The organism is Streptomyces sp. NPDC023573, assembly GCF_055559735.1.
On record NZ_JBVHKB010000008.1, the window covers coordinates 101,409 to 121,607 of the forward strand.

General features: G+C 70.5%; 15 protein-coding genes. 7 read left to right on the forward strand and 8 right to left on the reverse strand.

Going from position 1 to position 20,199, the window contains the following annotated elements; all coding sequences use genetic code 11:
• The first annotated feature begins 342 nt into the window (after positions 1 to 342).
• Positions 343 to 1,872 (forward strand): serine/threonine-protein kinase, encoded by a 1,530-nt coding sequence (locus ACZ32T_RS25045; protein WP_467369367.1) that lies wholly within the window; start codon positions 343 to 345, stop codon positions 1,870 to 1,872.
• A gap of 46 nt (positions 1,873 to 1,918) precedes the next feature.
• Positions 1,919 to 4,069: a UvrD-helicase domain-containing protein gene (locus ACZ32T_RS25050; protein WP_467369141.1), complete on the forward strand. Its 2,151-nt coding sequence runs from the start codon at positions 1,919 to 1,921 to the stop codon at positions 4,067 to 4,069.
• Positions 4,070 to 4,117: 48 nt separating this feature from the next.
• On the opposite strand, the gene ACZ32T_RS25055 is transcribed toward ACZ32T_RS25050, so the two are convergent.
• Positions 4,118 to 5,317: an ROK family transcriptional regulator gene (locus ACZ32T_RS25055; RefSeq protein ID WP_467369144.1), complete on the reverse strand. Its 1,200-nt coding sequence runs from the start codon at positions 5,315 to 5,317 to the stop codon at positions 4,118 to 4,120.
• A gap of 142 nt (positions 5,318 to 5,459) precedes the next feature.
• Here ACZ32T_RS25055 and ACZ32T_RS25060 point away from each other — a divergent pair, with 142 nt between their 5' ends.
• On the forward strand, positions 5,460 to 6,689 hold the full coding sequence (locus ACZ32T_RS25060; RefSeq protein ID WP_467264922.1) for an MFS transporter: 1,230 nt from the start codon (positions 5,460 to 5,462) through the stop codon (positions 6,687 to 6,689).
• 141 nt (positions 6,690 to 6,830) lie between these two features.
• The gene (locus ACZ32T_RS25065; protein WP_467264920.1) at positions 6,831 to 8,222 is read left to right on the forward strand and encodes a uracil-xanthine permease family protein; all 1,392 of its coding nucleotides are present in this window, start codon (positions 6,831 to 6,833) and stop codon (positions 8,220 to 8,222) included.
• A gap of 640 nt (positions 8,223 to 8,862) precedes the next feature.
• Here ACZ32T_RS25065 and ACZ32T_RS25070 read toward each other — a convergent pair.
• From ACZ32T_RS25070 to ACZ32T_RS25095, 6 genes are all read right to left on the reverse strand, one after another.
• Positions 8,863 to 9,633, reverse strand: coding sequence for an SDR family NAD(P)-dependent oxidoreductase (locus ACZ32T_RS25070; protein ID WP_467369146.1), 771 nt, complete (start codon positions 9,631 to 9,633; stop codon positions 8,863 to 8,865).
• Between the two features lie 37 nt (positions 9,634 to 9,670).
• Positions 9,671 to 10,927, reverse strand: coding sequence for an MFS transporter (locus ACZ32T_RS25075; RefSeq protein WP_467369149.1), 1,257 nt, complete (start codon positions 10,925 to 10,927; stop codon positions 9,671 to 9,673).
• A 44-nt stretch (positions 10,928 to 10,971) separates the two neighbouring features.
• Positions 10,972 to 11,514, reverse strand: coding sequence for a cyclophilin-like fold protein (locus ACZ32T_RS25080; RefSeq protein ID WP_467369151.1), 543 nt, complete (start codon positions 11,512 to 11,514; stop codon positions 10,972 to 10,974).
• On the reverse strand, positions 11,511 to 12,194 hold the full coding sequence (locus ACZ32T_RS25085) for an SDR family NAD(P)-dependent oxidoreductase (protein ID WP_467264912.1): 684 nt from the start codon (positions 12,192 to 12,194) through the stop codon (positions 11,511 to 11,513). Before ACZ32T_RS25085 ends, ACZ32T_RS25080 begins: the two co-directional genes overlap by 4 nt.
• A gap of 74 nt (positions 12,195 to 12,268) precedes the next feature.
• Positions 12,269 to 12,679: a (R)-mandelonitrile lyase gene (locus ACZ32T_RS25090; protein ID WP_467264910.1), complete on the reverse strand. Its 411-nt coding sequence runs from the start codon at positions 12,677 to 12,679 to the stop codon at positions 12,269 to 12,271.
• A gap of 24 nt (positions 12,680 to 12,703) precedes the next feature.
• On the reverse strand, positions 12,704 to 13,720 hold the full coding sequence (locus tag ACZ32T_RS25095) for a zinc-dependent alcohol dehydrogenase family protein (protein ID WP_467369153.1): 1,017 nt from the start codon (positions 13,718 to 13,720) through the stop codon (positions 12,704 to 12,706).
• A 263-nt stretch (positions 13,721 to 13,983) separates the two neighbouring features.
• Here ACZ32T_RS25095 and ACZ32T_RS25100 point away from each other — a divergent pair, with 263 nt between their 5' ends.
• Both ACZ32T_RS25100 and ACZ32T_RS25105 read left to right on the forward strand, forming a co-directional pair.
• Positions 13,984 to 14,880, forward strand: a complete 897-nt coding sequence (locus ACZ32T_RS25100; protein WP_467369155.1) for a helix-turn-helix transcriptional regulator — start codon at positions 13,984 to 13,986, stop codon at positions 14,878 to 14,880.
• A 532-nt stretch (positions 14,881 to 15,412) separates the two neighbouring features.
• The gene (locus tag ACZ32T_RS25105; protein ID WP_467369157.1) at positions 15,413 to 16,162 is read left to right on the forward strand and encodes an isochorismatase family protein; all 750 of its coding nucleotides are present in this window, start codon (positions 15,413 to 15,415) and stop codon (positions 16,160 to 16,162) included.
• 166 nt (positions 16,163 to 16,328) lie between these two features.
• On the opposite strand, the gene ACZ32T_RS25110 is transcribed toward ACZ32T_RS25105, so the two are convergent.
• Positions 16,329 to 17,423 carry a ferric reductase-like transmembrane domain-containing protein gene (locus tag ACZ32T_RS25110; RefSeq protein WP_467369159.1) on the reverse strand — a complete coding sequence of 365 codons (1,095 nt, stop codon included), beginning with the start codon at positions 17,421 to 17,423 and terminating at the stop codon, positions 16,329 to 16,331.
• A gap of 343 nt (positions 17,424 to 17,766) precedes the next feature.
• Here ACZ32T_RS25110 and ACZ32T_RS25115 point away from each other — a divergent pair, with 343 nt between their 5' ends.
• Positions 17,767 to 20,031 carry a penicillin acylase family protein gene (locus ACZ32T_RS25115; RefSeq protein ID WP_467369161.1) on the forward strand — a complete coding sequence of 755 codons (2,265 nt, stop codon included), beginning with the start codon at positions 17,767 to 17,769 and terminating at the stop codon, positions 20,029 to 20,031.
• Positions 20,032 to 20,199: the final 168 nt, after the last annotated feature.

The window sequence follows — 20,199 nt, forward strand, 5'->3', positions numbered from 1 at the left end:
ACAATCGGGCTACGAATCGTATGAACTTGCGGGCCCCAGACTCACGAAGCACGTTCGGATGATCACGAGGCAGCTGTAACGCGAGATGCGGTGCCGGCCTCAGCGGACCGGAACGGAGCGCGCCCGGCGATCCGCCTCCGGTGACCGGAAAGTGACGCCCCCTCACTCGCTCCCCCAGCTTCGCTGGACTGGAGATTGCCGCACGGAGAGACTTGGCCCCACCACGTCGGGTCCACGCGCCAACACGCGTCGGCCCTCAGTACACGCACACACGGGGGCAAGGTGCCGGACCAACCGATCGCCGGACGGTACGAGCTCCTGGAGGAGCTCAACAGCGGCGGTATGGGAGACGTATGGCGTGGTTTCGACGCCGTGCTGGACCGGCCCGTCGCCGTGAAGGTGGTCCGGCGGCAGGCCGTCGCCGGTTCACCGCAGCTGGCCGAGGAGTTCGCCAAGCGGTTCAAGCGCGAGGCGCGCATCACCGCGCGCATCCAGCACCCCGGCGTGCCGCAGGTGTACGACGCGGTGCTGGACGACACCTTCGAGCGGCTCTTCCTCGTCATGGAGCTCGTCGACGGCATCCCCCTGTCCGCGTACATCCACCCGGATCATCCGCTGCCCGTCAGCTGGGCGGTCGCCGTCGCCGCGCAGGTCGCCACCGTGCTGTCACACGCCCACGACGTGCCGGTGATCCACCGCGACCTCAAGCCGTCCAACATCCTGGTCGCCCGGGACGGGACGGTGAAGGTCCTCGACTTCGGAATCGCGGCGATCCTGCGCACGGACGTCACCAAGCTCACCGCGACCGGCAGCCCCATCGGCACCTACCAGTACATGGCACCGGAGCAGGTCCGCGGCGGGCGCATCAGTCCTCAGACCGATCTGTACGCGCTGGGCTGCGTGTTGTACGAACTGCTCAGCGGACGGGCCCTGTTCACCGCCGACAGCGAGTACCTGGTGATGTACCAGCATGTGAACGCCGCTCCGACCCCGTTGCGCCTGTTGCGACCGGATGTGCCGGAGTCTCTGGAGGCGCTGGTCCTGCACCTGCTACTCAAGGCTCCGGAGGCGCGACCCGCCGATGTGCAGGAGGTGTACGAGCGGCTTCGGTACTTCCTGCCCGCGCCCGGCACGGGGCCCGCTCCCGGTGAGGCAGGACCGCAGGGAGCGCCGGATCCGACCGCGATCTTCCGTCAGCCGTACGCGCCACGTGCCCGCGCCGGTGCAGGGCGGCCCGTGCCCACCACGGTCGATCCGGCGGCCACACAGCCGGCCGCCGTCGCCGTGCCCGCGCAGTTGCGCGAGGAGATCGCGGAGGCGTACGCGCACTCCGACGCGCTGCTGGACGAGGAGCGGTTCGCCCAGGCCGCCGAGGTTCTGAGCGAGGTCATCGAGCCGGCCGCGCGTGCGCTCGGTGCTGAGAGCGGGAAGGTACTGGAGCTCCGTACCCAACGCGCCGCGATCCAGCTGCTCGGCGGCGACTACCGGGCGGCCCTGCCCGAGTTCGACGCCCTGGCCGACGCGTACGCGCGTACCGGTGGCCCCAGCAGTGCGCAGGCCCGTGCGTGCCGGGCCCAGGCTGCTCGGTGCCGCGCCGAGCTGGGCCAGGCGACCGACGCGCTGGTGGCGCTGCGGGCGGTCCTGGACGTCGTCCGGGCCGTAGACGGAGACGTGAGCGACGAGGCGGTCGAGCTGCGCCGGGACATCGGCATGCTGTTGCTGGCCCAGGGCGAGGCACCTGAGGCGCAGTTGATCCTCGCTCCCCTCCACGAGGACCTGTGTCTGGTCTACGGGCCCGCGGACGAGCTGTCGCAGGAAGTCGCCGATGCCCTTGCCCTGATCGAGCTCGATCTCGACGGACCGGCCGCCTGACCCTCCAACCCCTCCGACGTCAACCGCTTCCCCGGAGAGTCCGCCCATGCCCCACCTCGCGTTCGACATCGACTTCTGCGCACAGCTCAGCAAGCTCCAGGGAAGCGTCAAACAGGGAGTGTTCGACGCCTGGGAGAAGTTCGAACGTCTCACCCTGGACCAGCTCTTCAAGGACCAGGGGCTGAAGCTGGAAACGCTCAAGCGGGCCCGCGACCCGCACATCAGGACCATCCGCATCGATCAGGGCACGCGCGGTGTCGTCCTCGCGCCGGACAGCGGGGACACCTACGTCCTGCTGCGGGTGATGCCGCACGACAAGGCGATCGCGTGGGCGATCAAGCAGAAGGCCAGCATCAACACGGTGACCCGGGCCGTGGAGATCCGGGACATCGCGATGCTCGACGAGCTGACCCCGGCGTACGAGCGCATCGCCCCGGCTCCCCATCAGCGCCTGTTCGCGCACGTGTCCGACGGTGACATGACGGCACTCGGTATCGACGGGACCACGCTCCGCCAGGCCCGCGCCCTCACCGACGCGGAACAACTGGAAATCTTCGCCCCGTACTTCCCTCAGGACCAGCGCGAGGTCCTGGAATACCTGGCGGCGGGCTTCAGCGTGGAGGAGGTGTGGCGCGACGTCGTGTCCGTCAGTATGTCCGCCGTGTCCGCCGGCGACCCGCCCGTGGACACCGAGGACTTCGCCACCGCCATCCGGCGCACCCGGGCCCGTATCGCTCTCGTCACCGCGTCCGAGGAGCTCCGCGAGATCCTCGCCAAGCCGTTCGCCGCCTGGCGGGTCTTCCTCCACCCGTCACAGCACAAGGTCGCCTACCGGCCCTCCTACTCGGGCCCCGCCCAGGTCACCGGCGGTCCGGGCACCGGCAAGACGGTCGTCGCCCTGCACCGGGTACGCCACCTGCTGGGGTATCTGCGCGACGGGGACCGGATCCTGCTCACGACGTACACCAACACGCTGGTGGCCGCGCTGCGAACCGGGCTGGCCGCACTGGTCGAGGACGAGGTGCTGCGTGACCGCGTCGACATCATGACCGTCGACGCGTTCGCGGGGAGGGTCGTGTCGACGTCACGGCGGCCGTTGCGGGGCGGTGAGGAGGAAGCCAGGTGGGAGCAGGCAGCACAGGCGAGCGGTTTCACCGGCACCGCGCAGTTCCTCGCCCAGGAGTACAAGCACGTGGTTCTCGCGCAGAACCTGCGGTCCCTGGAGGAGTACGAGGGGTGTGAGCGGCGGGGGCGCGGCAGTGCGTTGCCGGCGTCCTCCCGCAGGCTCGTCTGGCGCACGATCGTGGAGTTCCGCGAGCGGCTCACCGCGGACGGGCTGCGCACCTACCTGGGCACGTGTGCGGAAGCCGCCGATCTGCTGGAGAGCGTCGGCCCCCGCTTCCGGCACGTGGTCGTCGACGAGGCACAGGATCTGCACCCCGCCCAGTGGCGGCTGCTGCGCGCGGCGGCTCCGGCCCGGCCGGACGACCTCTTCATCGCGGGCGACCCCCACCAGCGCATCTACGACACGAAGGTGTCGCTGAAGGCGGTCGGCGTCCGGGTCTCCGGTCGGTCCACGAAGATGCGCAAGAACTACCGGTCGACCCACGAGATCCTCAGCTGGTCGACCGCCCTCCTCGTCGGCCGGCCCTTCGAGCAACTGGCGGACGATGCCCGCAACGAGACGCTGCTCGGCTATCGGTCGGCCCTGCACGGCAACGGACCCGAGACGTACGGCGGAAGCTCGGAGGCCGCCGAACTCGACGCCCTCGTCGCGCGGGTGCAAGCGTGGCTCGACAGTGGGATCGAGCCGGGTGAGATCGGGATCGGCTCCCGGTTCAACAAGAGTTGCGACAAGGCGGTCGAACGGCTCACGGCGGCGGGGATCCGCGCCGCGCGTCTGCGGGGCGATGCCGCCTCCGACCCGGCCGCCGTCCAGGTCGGCACCATGCACGCGTTCAAGGGTCTGGAGTTCCGGTGCGTCGCCGTCATAGGCGTGGGCAGCGGCGCTCTGCCGTATCCGAGGGCCGTGACTCCGGCGGACGTGGACCGGCTTCAGCACGAGGCCGACGTTCTGGCTGAGCGCTGTCTGCTCTTCGTCGCCTGCACCCGCGCGCGGGACAGTCTGTACGTGTCGTGGTGGGGTGAGCCGAGCGAGTTCCTGGTGGAGACGGGGGCCGTCGGGCACCCGAGCTGAGGACCCGTTGCGGGTCTGACCCGGACGTGTCCCCCACCCGCCCGGCGTTCATCCCCCCACGCCGAACAGCGCGTCCTGCGCCGCGTCGCGCGCCGCGAACAGTGCTCCGCGCAGGACCGCGCCGCCGCCGAGCGTCCCCGCCCTGACCTCCGTACGCAGCGGTGACATCCGGGCCAGCCGTTCCTCCACCCGCGCGGCGAGCGCGTCGCCGCCGGCGCGGCCGACCTCGCCGGCCAGGACGATGCAGCCGGGGTCGAGGACGGAGACGACGGCGGCGGCTCCCAGTGCGAGGCGGTCGGCGAGCGCCGCCAGGAAGGCCTCGGCCTTCCCGTCGCCCGCGCGCAGCGCGGCCCGGACGGCGGACGCGGCGGCGGGATCCTGCTCCTGCGCGCCGTCCTCCACAGGGCCCCACGTCGTGATGCCGTGCTCCGCGGCCAGCCGGCAGACGGCGGCGGAGCCCACCAGGGAGTGAAAGCCTCCGTCGCAGTTGACCGCCGAGGGGACCCCCGATGTGCCGGGCACCGGGAGGAAACCGATCTCCCCCGCTCCGCCCGAGGCACCGCGGCGCAGCTTCCCGTCCAGCATCACGGCGGCGCCGATGCCGTTGCCCAGCCAGAGCAGCACGAAGGTGTCGCGGTCCCGGGCGGCTCCGTCGCGGTGTTCCGCGACGGCGGCGAGGTTGGTCTCGTTCTCCACGAGGACGGTGGCGGAGAGCCGCTGCTGGAGCTCCCTGACCAGACCGCCGTGCCAGGCGGGGAGTCCGGCGGTGTTCCTCAGCTCGCCGGTGACCGGGTCGATCAGGCCGGGGGCGCCGATGCCGACGCTGTGCAGCGGGGCCGTGCCCGCGGTACGTGCGGTGCGCTCCAGCATCGCCACGGCACGCTCGACGGCGGGCCGCGTCCCCGTGTCGCCGCCGATCGGCAGCGTGGCCTCGGCGAGCGTGACGCCGAGCAGGTCCGCGACGGCCACGGCGACGCTGTCCGTGCGTACGTCGAGGGCGGCCAGGTGCGCGCGGTCGGCGACGATCCCGTACAGCCGGGCGTTGGGGCCACGGCGGTCGGAGCCGCTCTCCCCGACGACCCTGACCAGGCCGGCGTCCTGGAGCCGGTCCACCAGATCGGCGACGGTGGGGCGGGACAGGCCGGTCAGGGTCTTCAGCTGAGTAGCCGTCAGCGGGCCGTCCTGCTGGAGAAGTCGCAGGGCGAGCCGGTCGTTGATGGCCCGGGCGGTGCTCGGGGATGCGGGCATGCCGGGATCCTTCCAGATCACTGAGCGGCCGACGCCGTGGGGTTATTTATCAGGCAGGGTTCCTGATAGTTTACGCTGCGCACCGCGAGACGCGCCGCCGGGGGCACCGGCGGGCCGCTATTTCCAGGGGAGGGCACGGCGTATGACAAAGGATCAAGCGGTCCCGGTCTTCGGCATGGAGCAGATAAGGCGGGCCAGATACGCGGTCGGCGCCGTCTTCGCCGTGCACGGGGCGGTGACCGGCAGCTTCGCGACCCGGGTCCCGTGGATCCAGGACCACGCCTCGGTGAGTGCGGGTCAGCTCGGTTTGGCACTCGCCTTCCCGGCCATCGGAGCCTCGCTGGCCATGCCGCTGGCCGGCAGCGTCAGCCACCGGTTCGGAGCACGGACGGCTCTGCGGGGGCTGCTGGCGCTGTGGACGCTGGCGCTCATCCTGCCCGCGCTCGCCCCGAACCTGCTGACGCTCTGCCTCGCGCTGTTCGTGTACGGCGCCACGGCCGGGATGTCGGACGTCGCGATGAACGCGCTGGGCGTCGAGGTGGAGAACCGGCTCGACAAGTCGATCATGTCCGGGCTGCACGGCATGTGGAGCGTGGGCGCCCTGATCGGTTCGGCGGCGGGCACGGTCGCGGCGCACATCGGGGCCGACGCCCGGCTGCACCACACCCTGGCCGCGCTGGTGCTGACGGCGCTCGGTCTGGCCGCCTGCCAGGGGGTTCTGGACCTGCGCAGTTCTCCCGACGAGGAGCCGCCGCCGCGCTTCACCCTGCCGCCGAAGTCGGCGCTGGTCATCGGGGCGGTGGGCTTCTGCGCGGTGTTCGCCGAGGGGGCCAGCATGGACTGGTCGGCGGTCTACCTCCGGGACGTCATGGGCAGCTCCGCCGGACTCGCCGCGGCGTCGACCACCGCCTTCGCCCTCATGATGGCCATCGCCCGGATCGCCGGCGACAGGGTCGTCGACCGTTTCGGTGCGGTAAGAACCGTACGGGTCGGAGGCGCGCTGGCCACAGTCGGCGGGCTGCTCGTGGTCCTGTCGCCCGGCGCCGCCCTGGCGCTCACCGGCTTCGGGCTGCTGGGCCTCGGCGTGGCGGTCGTCGTACCGCTGGCGTTCGCCGCGGCCGGGCGCAGCGGCACGAACCCGAGCCGGGCCATCGCCGGCGTCGCCACCATCACGTACACCTCCGGCCTCATCGCCCCGTCCGCGATCGGCTCACTGGCGGAGGCGACCTCGCTGCTCGTGTCGTTCGGCCTGGTCACGGTGCTGGCGTTCGGCCTGGTTTTGGGGGCCGGGGTGCTGCGGGCCGGTGACCGCAAGGTCGCGGAGGGCGGCGTTACGCGGCCGGCGCCGGACAGGAGCCCGGCGGGCGGCTGACAGCCGGGCGGCGCGGAGCGACAGCCTCCACCTGCGGCGGGGCCGAGCGCGAGGCCGCGCCGGCTCGGCACTACCATGGCCCTGATCTTTTCCGCGGGTGGACCCCCAGGGCGCACCGCACACACCAATCAGGGAGCGACCATGGGCCTCGGCGTGCGCTGGACCTTGCACGGCGACGGAAAGACGCCCGCACCGGGCGCGGTGGTGCGCCCCGACGAGCGGCTCTCCTGGCCCCGTACGTTCGGGCTCGGCGCCCAGCACGTGGTGGCCATGTTCGGCGCGTCCTTCGTCGCGCCCGTTCTGATGGGCCTCGACCCGAACCTCGCCATCATGATGTCCGGTGTCGCCACGGCCATCTTCCTGCTGGCGACGAAGGGCAGGGTGCCCAGCTATCTGGGGTGCTCGCTCTCCTTCGTGGGCGTGGCGGCCACCATCCGGGCCAGCGGCGGCAGCAGTGCCACCGTCACCGGTGCGGTCCTGGTGGTCGGTGCCGTGCTGTTCCTGGTGGGGCTCGTGGTGCAGCGGTTCGGCGCGCGGATCATCCACGCGGCGATGCCTCCGGTGGTGACCGGCGCCGTCGTGATGCTCATCGGCTTCAATTTGGCACCCGTCACCGCGTCGACGTACTGGCCGCAGGACCAGTGGACGGCCCTGCTGGTGATGCTGTTCACCGGGCTGGCCGTGGTCTGTCTGCGGGGGTTCTTCTCGCGTATCGCCATCTTCCTCGGGCTCGTCTTCGGCTATGTGCTGTCCTGGGTGCTCGACCTGGTCTTCGGGAAGATCCACTCCCCGGCCGGCGGCGCGGAGGCCGTCGACCACTGGCGGCTGGACCTGTCGGCCGTGGCGGACGCGGACTGGATCGGGCTGCCGTCCTTCCACGCGCCGAGCTTCGAGTGGTCCGCGATCCTGGTCGCGCTGCCGGTCGTCATCGCCCTGATCGCCGAGAACGCCGGGCATGTGAAGGCCGTCGGCGAGATGACCGGCGACTCGCTCGACGACAAGCTGGGCACCGCGATCGCCGCGGACGGTGCCGCCTCGATGCTGTCCACGGCCGTCGGCGGTCCGCCCAACACCACGTACTCCGAGAACATCGGTGTGATGGCGGCGACCCGGGTCTACTCCACCGCGGCCTACTGGGCGGCGGCGTTCTTCGCGCTGCTGTTCGGGCTCTGCCCCAAGTTCGGCGCGGTCGTCGCCGCGATCCCCGGCGGGGTGCTCGGTGGCATCACCGTGATCCTGTACGGCATGATCGGCCTGCTGGGCGCCCAGATCTGGCTGAACGCCAAGGTCGACCTGCGCAACCCCCTCAACCTCGTACCGGCCGCGGCGGGCATCATCATCGGCGTCGGCGGTGTCAGTCTGAAGATCACCGACAACTTCGAGCTGAGCGGCATCGCGCTCGGCACGCTCGTCGTGATCACCGGCTACCACGCGCTCCGGGCGTTCGCCCCCGCGCACCTCAAGACCCAGGAACCCCTGCTGGACTCGGGCACGTCCCAGTACGACGAGGACCCGCCGGTCGGGAAGGACTGACGGGTCGGTGCCGGTGGTACCGCCGGGGATCGCGGTCCCCGGCGGACTTCACGGGTCCCGGAGGTGGGGAACGCTGCCGGGCAAGGGCTCCTCAGAGTTATTGGGCCGGGTCGCGCCGGTGGTCCGGCGCCTGACCCTGATGACCGTGGCGGTCACGATCAGGGTGAACAGTGCCAGTCCGGCCCAGAGCACCGATGTGTCCGGCCACGGGGCAAGAGGGGGGTCCTCCGGGGGGTGTCCCCCGTCCACGCCGGTGGCGATGACAGCAACCAGGCCCAGGACCGTGGCCGCCGCTCGCCGAATCCGGCGACCCGGGGTACGACCGAGGGCTTCGCGAATCTTGATCCCAAACGGTCCGGCTGAGCCACGCAGGGCCCCGCCCCCGCCGACAGTGGCCCGACTGTCGACAAGGCCGAACGGCACCTGGCCGCGGCGGGACCGTACCTGAAGCCGGGAGATGCCGAGTTCGTCCGCGACCTTGTCCGGCAGGCGGAGACTCTGGCGCCGCCGGAGTGGGTGGAGACCCACGACGATTTCCAGCTCCCCCATTAGCCGAGCCACTTGTCGGGGTTGAGGTTGTCGCCCTGCCCTGTTCGACGAGGTAGTCGGCTGCGGGGCATGCGGCGGGATGGCGGGGTGGCTATTGGGCGACGTAGCCGCCGTCGACGGGCAGGGCGATGCCGGTGACGTAGCTGGCGCCGTCGCTGCAGAGCCAGAGGACGGCCTGGGCGATCTCGTCGGCGGTGCCGAGCCGGTCGATGGCCTGGCCCCCTTCGGCCTGGGAGCGGTCGAGTTCTCCGCCTTCGACCATGGCGTCGACCATGGGGGTGCTGATGGTGCCGGGGCAGACGGCGTTGATCCGGACGCCTCGGGAGCCGTATTCGAGGGCGACGCTCTTGGTGAGGCCGATGACGCCGTGCTTGGACGCGTGGTAGGCGGCGCGGCCGGGATTGCCGACCAGGCCGCCGAGGGAGGAGCAGTTGACGATCGTGCCGCTGCCCTGGGTGCGCATGTGGCGCAGTTCGTGCTTCACGCTTGCCCAGATGCCCCGGAGGTTGATGCCCTGGACGCGGTCGAACTGCTCGGCGCTCTCGTCGGCGGCGTCGGTGGGCGGGGGCATGATCCCGGCGTTGTTGTAGGCCATGTCGAGCCGCCCGAACGTCTCCACGGTGCGGTCGACGGCGGCGGCGGCGACCTGATCCTCGTCGGTGACATCGCAGACCAGGGCGAGGACCTGGTGCCCGTCGTCGGTGAGCTGCTCGAGGGCGGCGTTGACGGCGTCCTCGTCGATGTCGGCGAGGGCGACGGCGGCCCCGGCTTCGGCGAAGGCGCGGGCGGTGGCCAGGCCCATGCCGGATGAGGCGCCGGTGACGAAGGCGACCTGACCGGTGAAGTCGTACGCGGGGTTCATGACGGTGGCTCCCAACGAAGGTGTACGGGCGTGAAGCTCAGCGCGCGGACGTCGCGGTGGCGTCCACGGTTGGCGGGTGTCCGGTGTCGGTGGTGTGGTGGGCGACGATCCGGGAGGGGCCGGTGGTGCCGCGCAGTGCAAGGGCGATGAGGGGCAGCAGGGTGAGCGCGGCGAAGACCGCGCCGACCAGGGCCGGGCCGGTCAGGCCGAGCGAGGAGTCCAGCGCGTGGCCCGCTGCGAGGGAGCCGGCGGCGATGCCGGTGTTGTAGCCGGAGGTGGTCAGTGCCGAGGTGAGGGTGGGGGCGTCGCCTGCGAAGCGGACGGCGAGAGAGGTGACGACCGGGTTGACGGTGAACCCGGCCAGCGCCATACCGAACACCAGGACCACAGCGGCCACCGGGCTGTCGGAGGCGGGAATCAGGGCCAGCAGGATGAGGGAGGTCGCCGCCGACGCGGTGATCGTCGTGACCATCGGGCGGTGGTCCCCGAGACGGCCACCGATCGCGGTGCCGCCCAGCGCACCGATCCCGAAGGCGATCAGCACCAGCGGCACGGCACCGGCCGGGATGCCCGCCCGGTCGGTCAGCAGCGGCGTGATGTACGTGTACGTCGCCAGGACCCCGCCCATGATCAGCACCGCGGCGCCGAGCGCGAGCCACAGCCTCCCCTGGCGAAGGGCCCGGACCTCGGCGCGCACCGACACCTCGGCCCGCTGCTCGGTACGGGGAATGGACCGGCCGACGAACGCGGCGGCCAGGGCGGCGAGGACGGCCAGCGCCCAGAACGGGCCGCGCCAGCCGGTGTAGTGGCCGACGAACGAGCCGATCGGCACACCGATGACGTTGGCCAGGGTGAGGCCGCCCATCATGACGCCGACCGCCCGCGTGGACCGGGCCGGGCCCGCCGTGGTGGTGGCGATGACGAAGCCGACGGCCCAGAACGCGCCGGTGGCCAGCGCGGTCACGACCCGGGCGGTGAGCACGACGGTGAAGGAGGTGCTTAGCGCGGCGACCGCGTGCCCGAGGGCGAAGACGGCGAGGGCGCCGATGAGGGTGTGGCGCCGGGGCAGGCGCAGGGTGGCCATGGCCATCGTGGGCCCGCCGACGATCATCCCGACGGCGAACGCGGTGATCAGCAGACCGGCGCGGGACACGCTGACGTTCAGGTCTGCGGCCATCTCGGGTAGCAGTCCGGCGATGACGAACTCGGTGGTGCCCATCAGGAACGTGCCGGTGGCGAGCACCCGGACGACGAAGGGCAGCTTGCCGGGGGCGGACCCGGTGGCGGAGGGCATGCGAAAACTTCTTCCCGTACGAGGAGGGGTGGTGCTGGGGGAGGTCAGGAGGCGGCCTCGATGGTGATCCGGTCGGCCCCGGACAGCAGATCGGAGTCGGCGTCGATGTGGCCGAGGACCAGCAGGTCCTCGGAGGCGGAGGGGCCGTCCTTGTAGAAGATGGCGAGGTTGCCCCAGGGGGCGTAGTAGGTGAGGTCCCCGGTCTTCGGCGCCTGCGGTTCCGGGGCGTTCTCGGTGGTCAGCTTCCTCGGCGGGTCCGCGATCCGCTCGGTCCCGTGGAAGTCCTCCAGATCCAGGGTGAGCGGAAGGAGGGAGGCCAGGTCACGGGCGGCGGGGCTGTCGTTCAAGGTCGCCTCGACCTCCTGGCCGTCGATGGTGACGCGGATGTCCACCGGAGTACTCCTGTCTGATCCGGACGGGCTCGCGGGCGCCGTGGTCGGCGGTTCTCCGGACGCCGGGGCGGACGACGAGACGGAGGCGGTGGGGGCCTGCTCGGCGGACGAGTCGTCGGAGCAGGCGGTCGCGGCCGGCAGCAGCGCGCCAACGGTGGCGGTGGTTGTCAGGGCGCGGCGGAGGGTGAAGGTCATGGGGTGCCGTACAGCGGGTCGGGCATGGGCTCGGCGTAGTGGCGGAAGCCCTTGCGGTCGGTGTGCAGGCCGTACAGCGACTCCGCCAGCTTCTCGGGGCTGGAGGTCGCGGAGTCGGGGCTGATCGCGCCGGGGACGATGAGCTGCGCGACGTGGATGTTCTCGTCGGCGAGTGTGGTGTGGAGCATCTGCGCGTACGCGCTCTCGGCGGCGAACGCGATCGAGGTCCCGGCCACGCCGGCCTTCGGGCGTACCGCGCTGCCGCCGTTGACGAACAGCAGCGTGCCCCGCCCGAGCTCCCGCATACCGGGCAGAACGGTGTTCACGCAGGTGAGCGGTCCCTTGACGGAGAAGGCCAGCGGGTCGTCCAGGTCGGCCGCGGTGGTGTCCAGGACCGGCTTCATGAAGTCGCTGCGGGGTACCGGGCTGAACTGGAGGATCTCGACGGGCCCCAGCGTGTCCGCGGCCTCTTGCAGGGCTGCGGTGAGGGAGGCGGGGTCCAGGACGTCGGCGGCGAAGCCGCGGGCGTGGATGTTGTCCCTGGCCAGTTCAGCTACCAGAGTGTCCTGGTGCTGGGCGCTGCGCGAGAGGAGGGCGACGCGGTGGCCCGCTTGGCCGAAGCGACGGGCGGCAGCCAGCCCCAGACCGGGGCCGGCACCGACGAGAGCGAAGGTGGTCACGGGAGTTCTCCTCAACGACGTGGGTGGGGGTGGGCCGCATGAAGGCCGGGGGAAAGAGCGGTGTGCGCCGGGGTTCAGCCGGTGGCCGGGGTTGCGGTGTATTCCTCGTCGGTGACGGGGTTCAGCCAGTGCACGATGTCGTGGGTGTCGTCGCCCTCGTTGATGGCCAGGTGGACCATGAGCCGGTTCGGGGCGGCGCCGTGCCAGTGCTCCTCGTCGGCTTCGAACAGGACGCGGTCACCGGGCCGGATGACTTCCACCGGGCCGCCGCGGCGCTGGCACAGGCCGACGCCTTCGGTGACGAAGACGGTCTGGCCCAAGGGGTGGCGGTGCCAGTGGGTGCGGGCGCCGGGCATGAAGTGAACCATGGACGCGGTGACCCGGGACGGGGCGGGCGCGGCGGCGACGGGGTCGATGTAGACGTCGCCGGTGAACCAGTCTGCCGGGCCCTTGACGGTGTCGATCGAGCTGCGGGTGATCTGCACGGTTGCTCCTTGTGCGGTAGGGGGTCAGGGCTTGAGGAGGGTTTTGATCGCCCGGCGCTCGTCCATGGCCTTGTAGCCCTCGGCTACCTGCTCCAGGGGCAGGGTGAGGTCGAAGACCTTGCCCGGGTCGATCCGGCCCTGAAGGACGCGGTCGATCAGGTCGGGGAGGTAGCGGCGTACGGGGGCGGGGCCGCCGCGCAGGCCGACGTGGGAGAAGAACAGTTCCTGTCCGTCGACGGCGACCTCGTGGGGGACGCCGACGAAGCCGACGTTGCCGCCGGGCCGGGCGGAGTGCAGGGCCTGGCTCATGGCCTGAGCGGTGCCGACGCACTCCAGGACCGCGTCGGCACCGATCCCGCCGGTCAGCTCCTTGATCCGGGCGACACCTTCCTCACCGCGCTCGGTGACGATGTCGGTGGCGCCGAACTCACGCGCCAGTTTCTGGCGGGAGGCGTGCCGTGACATGGCGATGATGCGCTCCGCGCCCAGCTCCTTGGCCGCGATCACCCCGCACAGGCCGACCGCGCCGTCGCCGACGACCACGGCGGTTGAGCCGGGCCTCACCTCGGCGGCATCCGCGGCCCACCAGCCGGTGCCCATCACGTCGGACACGGCAAGCAGACCGGGCCACAGATCCTCGCCCGGCACGTCCTCGGTGGCGACCAGGGTGCCCTGGGCGTTGGGGATGCGGACGTACTCGGCCTGGCAGGTGGACATGAACTCGCGGTTCAGGCAGTTCGACTGGAAGCCGTTGCGGCAGTTCGCGCAGGTGTTGTCCGAGGTGGCGAACGAGCCGACGACGAACTGGCCGGGCTTCACCGAGGTGACCTCAGATCCGACCTCTGCGACGAAACCGACGTACTCGTGGCCCATGGGATGTGCGTGCTCCGTCGGCTCCGCGCCGCGATAGGGCCACAGGTCGGAACCGCACACGCAGGTCACGGCCGTCCGGATGACGGCGTCGGTCGGCTTGACGATCTTGGCATCGTCCACGGTCTCGAACCGGATGTCACCGGGGGCGTGGATCACTGCTCCGCGCATGAGGAAGACTCCTTGCCTGCTGAAGCCTGCCGACGCCGGGAGGGTTCCGGCAGGCCACCGAATGGGTGAGGGCCCCGGCGCCGGCAGCGATTCCGCCGCCTGCGGGCGCAGGGGGCCCGGCGCCCGTCCGCCCGTCGCGACGGGCGGACGGCGAGCGCCACGTCAACCAGGTAACCCCCATCCCGCGCGGACAGCGAGTCACTGACGAGGGGTGTACCAGCAGTACATCCCTCCCGTCCCGGGCAGGCCGTACCGTCGAAGGCATGGACAACCGCGAGGAGGTCCGCGAGTTCCTCACCTCGCGGCGAGCCAAGATCACCCCCGAGCAGGCCGGACTGCCGGCGGGCCCTCGACGCCGGGTCCCCGGCCTTCGCAGAAGCGAGGTCGCTGCCCTGGCCGACATGAGCGTCGAGTACTACGCCAAGCTCGAACGCGGCAACCTCGCCGGCGTCTCACCGTCCGTCCTGGAAGCTCTCGCCCGGGCCCTTCAGCTCGATGACGCCGAACGCGCCCACCTGCTGAACCTGGCCCAGGCCGCCGACGGATCCGACGTCCTCAACCGCCCCCGCCGACGGCGTACGAAGGACCAGTGGCGGCCGCACCGCAGCCTGCAATGGACCTTGGACGCCATCACCGCAGGTCCCGCGTTCGTCCGCAACGGCCGCATGGACATCCTGGCCGCCAACCCGCTCGCCCGCGCCTTCTACGCCGACGTCTACGCCGCCCCCGGCAACCAGGCGAACCTGGCCCGGTTCAACTTCCTCGACCCCGCCTCGCGCCGCTTCTACCCCGACTGGGACCTCTTCGCTGACGTCGCCGTGGCCATCCTGCGCACCGAAGCCGGGCGAAATCCGCACGACAAGGACCTGCACGACCTCGTCGGCGAGCTGTCCACCCGCAGCGAGGAATTCCGCACCCGCTGGGGCGCCCACAACGTCCGCCACCACGGCACCGGCACCAAACGCTTCCACCACCCGGCCGTCGGCGACCTCACCCTCGCCTTCGAGGGCCTGGAAATGGCCGCCGAACCCGGCCTCACCCTCACCGTCTACACCGCCGAACCCCGCTCACCCTCCGAAGAAGGACTGCGCCTGCTCGCCTCCTGGGCTGCCACCCGGAACAGCGACAGCCCCTGCACCACAGAGAACGCGGGCCGGTAGCGGCACCACACCGGGCAGCTGGGCCACAACGAACCATGGTGGTCACCTCTCATGGTGTTCGGCGCGGATCCGGTCGACGACTAGCGTCACTTTGCGGTCCTGTCGTGGCGGTGTTCATGGGAGGTGCCCAGCTCCAACCGCCCTCCTGCCCGGCGGCAAGCCCGAGGAGCAGGACCAAGGCGACCCCGTGTCCACCCTGCGCCGCGAAGCAGAGGAGGAGGCAGCAGCCCGATTCGGAAGCGCCTTGCCCCTCGGGCACGTCACCGATTCCCAAGGACAGCGCGCATACCTGCGCTACGCTGCAGCACTCACCGGCGTCGGCCTCGCATGGCCCGACCCGGCCACAGGCCACACCTACATCCGCATCCTGGCGGCCCCGGAACAGGCCATGCATCTCCGACTGGGGGCCGCCCGCTGCCGCCCACCAGGCTCGTCAGCACCTCGGCATCCCCGGAGCCGCTCTCCAGCCCGTCACCGAACTCACCGACGCCATCAGACTCCACCCGGGCAATACCTGACAGGAGCACCGCCGTTGCCGGACACTGAGGCCTTCACCCATGCCTGGCACATCGAGGACGAGGTCTACCGTCGTCATGAGGAACGCCGGGGCCGACGCTTCGCGTACACAAGTCTCGACCCGGTCCGCACCGCACTCGTCGTGATCGACATGGTGCCGTTCTTCGTCGACGCCAACCCATACGCCCGCGGCATCGTCCCGAACATCCAACGGCTCGGCGACCGCCTGCGCTCCGTCGGCGGAACGGTCGCCTGGGTCCTGCCCGCACGCACCGAACGGACCCCGATCGGCGACGAATTCCATGGCCCCGAGGCAGCCGAAATGTTCCGCAACTCCGGCGGCACCGGGCCCCTCCGGCCCCGGCTGTGGCACGAATTCGTCACCGGTGCCGACGACCTCTTGGTGGAGAAGTCCGCGCCCAGCGCCTTCTTCCCCGGCCGCAGCCCCCTCCCGGAGCTTCTCCAGGAGCGAGGGGTCGACACCGTTCTGATCACCGGCACGGTCACGAACGTGTGTTGCGAGAGTTCGGCCCGCGACGCCTGGACACTCGGCTACCGGGTCGTCATGGTCGCCGACGCCAACTCCACCGGCCGCGACCAGGAACACAACGCCACCCTGCGCACGGTGTACCGCTCCTTCGGCGACGTCCGCCCCACGACGGACGTGCTCGCTCTCATTGACACGTTTTGTCGACGACCAGTGGAGCAGAGCTCTTATCGGCTGAGCCGGTTCGTGGAGAACACCGCTCGCAAGTCGGACCGCTAGGTCGCTGATCATTGATCCCGTGGCGAGTCGACGGACGCGGCGTCGGAACGAACAGAGCCCTTGTTGCCGCGGGTGGACAAGCGTGCGGCCGCCCCAATTTCGCTTCGGCAGTGCGGTGGGCGGCGGTGCCGGTGGTACCGCCGGGGATCGCGGTCCCCGGCGGACTTCACGGGTCCCGGGGGTGGGGAACGCTGCCGGGCAAGGGCTCCTCAGAGTTATTGGGCCGGGTCGCGCCGGTGGTCCGGCGCCTGACCCTGATGACCGTGGCGGTCACGATCAGGGTGAACAGTGCCAGTCCGGCCCAGAGCACCGATTTGTCCGGCCACGGGGCAAGAGGGCCGTCCTCCGGGGAGCGTCCCCCGTCCACGCCGGTGGCGATGACAGCCACCAGGCCCAGGACCGTGGCCGCCGCCACGATGCGTCCGAACAGCCGCGCGCTGATCGGCAGCGCGATGTCGCGGCGCCGTGGGCCACGCGCTTTCAGGCGCTCGCTCGGGCGGGCCGGTGCCATCAGGCGGACCAGGAGCAGCACGGCGATCGGAATCTGCAGCGCCCAGAGCATGGTGCGGAACGGCCCGTCGTACCACCCCTGGGTGGTGTAGAGCAGGGTGTGCCAGGCACTGAGGATGTAGACCACGATGGCGAAACGGTGCAAGGCCAGCCACACACGGGATCCGGTCCTGTGCCGCAGATAGAAGGCGAACCCCAGAGGGATGGCCAGATAGAAAGCCAGCAGGCCCACCAGGACAGCGACTCGCCCGGTGCCGGTGGCGTATCCGCCGGGCACGAACACATCGACGAAAGCGGTCCACACGCTGCGCCCGAGCGGCCACTGATCCTGATTGGTCCGGATCTGCTCGGTCAGGAAGAAGAACGCGTGCATGAACATCAGACCGATGGTGGTGAGGCTCGTTGTGCGGTGCCACTTCTCCAGCCTGGCTGCGGACAGCCAGGTCACACCAGGTCTCGGCCCGGAACGTAACAACCCGAATATCACGGTCGCATAAGCCCATAGCATCGCCGACCAGCCGAACGCCTGACACATCCAGTACATCCAGAACTCGTCGGCGTCCTCGAGCATCGGCATGATCTTGATGGTCGCCGAAGTGCCGTTCTCGATGCGGACGTAGAGCAGCCAGTAGATCAACCCGGTGACCACCAGGGCCAGCGAGGCGTCGGGAAGCGCTCCTCGCAGATCGGCACGTAGCGCCGACCAGTCGAATCGAGTCCCTTCCTTCGTCCGCCGCGCAGGCGGCTTCACCGATCCTGAAGAATGCGCCACCACTCGACTCCGCCTTCCCCGCTACTTACCGCAGAACAGCGAAAGCGGAAATCCGTAGCAGCACTTTTGGTTTCCAGGCTTCTCACGGTGGAGGGTAACGGCACTCTTCCCGTCGGGGGAAGACGGCGATCAAGCACCCATTTGTATACGCACAAGGGAATTCAGCTCCCTTGTGCCGGTATTTCACCGCCCTCCGTCTGCTGTCGACCGCTCGGGCTGTGGCGGGGATCTTGTCAACGCGTCACGTCACGGATAGGACTGTCCGGGTGGATGATCACCGGAATCCACGCGTCCTGCCGCGACAGCCGATGGGGAGCATGTGATGAGCGACGCGCAGAGCACAGGGCAGATCCCGGGACAGCACGGAGGACTGAGCCGCCGCCGCGTACTGGGTGGCGCCGCCGGGCTGGCCGTGGTCGCGGCGGGGATGCCGGCAGGGAGCGCGTCCGCGGCGTCGGACACGGCGTCGGACACGGCCCGCCGGCGACGACACGCCGCACGCGTGACGATCACCCGCGACGACTGGGGCGTCCCGCACGTGGTCGGCGAGAGTGACGCCGACGCGGTGTTCGGAATGATGTACAGCCAGGCCGAGGACGACTTCAACCGGATCGAGACCAATTACCTGACAGCTCTCGGACGGCTCGCCGAGGCCGAGGGCGAGAGCGCGATATGGCAGGACCTGCGCCAGCGGCTCTATCTCGACCACGAGGAGCTGAAGAAGGACTACGCCCGGTCCCCCGCCTGGCTGCGCACCTTGATGCAGGCCTGGGCGGACGGCCTCAACCACTACCTCGCCACCCACCCCGACGTGCGCCCTCGTGTACTCGACCGCTTCGAGCCGTGGATGCCGCTGAGCTTCTCCGAGGGCAGTATCGGCGGCGACATCGAGTCGATCCCGCTCAGCCGGCTCGAAGCCTTCTACGCCGAGCGGGAAGTGCCGATGACCGACGACGAGATGGGCCTGACGTTCCGCGAGCCGACCGGATCGAACGGCATGGCCATCGCGCCGAGCCACACCCGCGACGGGCACGCCCTGCTCCTCATCAACCCCCACACCAGCTTCTTCTTCCGCGCCGAGCAGCACGTGACGAGCAGGCAGGGACTCGACGTCTACGGGGCCGCCACCTGGGGCCAGTTCTTCATCTACCAGGGCTTCAACGCCGACACCGGCTGGATGCACACGACGGCCGGGGTCGACAACATCGACAACTTCGCCGAGACGGTCGTGAGCGGGCCGGACGGAAAGCACGGGAAGCACTTCTACCGTTACGGCGACGAGCTGCGCCCCGTCGTCAGGAGGACGGTCACGCTGTCCTGCCGCACCGAGGACGGCGGCCAGGAGGAGCGGAGCTTCACCACCTTCGCCACCCACCACGGCCCGGTCGTCCGCGAGGAGGACGGCAAGTGGATCGCGTGCGCGCTGATGAACAAGCCCGTCGACGCGCTCAAGCAGAGCTTCCTGCGCACCACGACGAAGAACTACAAGGAGTACATCCGGGTCGCGGAACTCAAGGCGAACAGCTCCAACAACACTCTCTTCGCGGATTCCGGGGGTGACATCGCCTTTCTGATGCCGCAGTTCATGCCGAGGCGCGACGACCGCTTCGACTATCTCGAGAACGTCGACGGCAGCGATCCTGCCACCGACTGGAACGGACTGCACAGCCTGGCGAGCCTGCCGCAGGCCGTGAATCCCAAGAACGGCTGGGCCTTCAACACCAACAACTGGCCCTGGACCGCAGCCGGTGACGAGAGCCCCGACGCCGCCGACTACCCGCGTTACTTCGACAAGGCCGGCGAGAATCCGCGCGGGCCTCAGGCGATCCGGGTCCTCACCGCACGCAAGGACTTCACCCCGCGGACGCTGATCGAGGCCGCCTTCGACCCGTACCTCACGGCTTTCGCCCGGTTGCTGCCCGGCCTCGTCGCCGCGTGGGACGGGCTTCCCCGTGGCAGCGGGCGGAGGAAGCGGCTCTCCGGGCCGATCGCCCTGCTGCGCGACTGGGACTGTCGCTGGTCGGCGCGGTCGACGGCCATGTCGGTTGCCGTGTTCTGGGGGGAGGACCTGTGGGCGATGACCGCGCAGGCGGCCGCGGACGCAGGACTCTCGGGGTGGGACTACATGGCCGACCGCGCCACCGACGCCGAGCGCATCGAGGCGCTCGGCACAGCGGTTACGCGGCTGGAGCGGGACTTCGGCAGCCGGTACGTGGAGTGGGGCGAGATCAACCGCTACCAGCGCAACGACGGCGCGATCGTCCAGGAGTTCGACGACGACAAGCCCAGCATTCCGGTCCCCTTCGCTTCCTCACGCTGGGGTTCTCTCGCGTCGTTCGGTGCGAAGGCCTACCCGGGCACGAAGCGCTACTACGGCACCAGCGGCAACTCCTTCGTCGCCGTGGTGGAGTTCGGGCCCCGGGTGCGCGCCTGGGCGGTCACGGCGGGCGGGGTGAGCGGCCACCCCCGCTCCCCGCACTTCGACGACCAGGCCGAACGCTACGCGAGCGGCGACCTGCGGCGCGTCTACTTCTACCCCGACGAGCTGGAGGGGCACGTGGAGCGGAGGTACCGGCCCGGCGAGTGAGGACCCGCCGAACGGGACGGCCCCGCCCCGAGGCCTGTCCCGCTCGGCCGGTGACGCGAACGGTGGCACCGACGCCTCTACGACGGTGAATTCCGGTGGTGAAGGGCTGCAACCGCTTCCCGTGGACGGCACGACAGGGCTCCCGGCTGTGTGAACGAGCCCACCGGG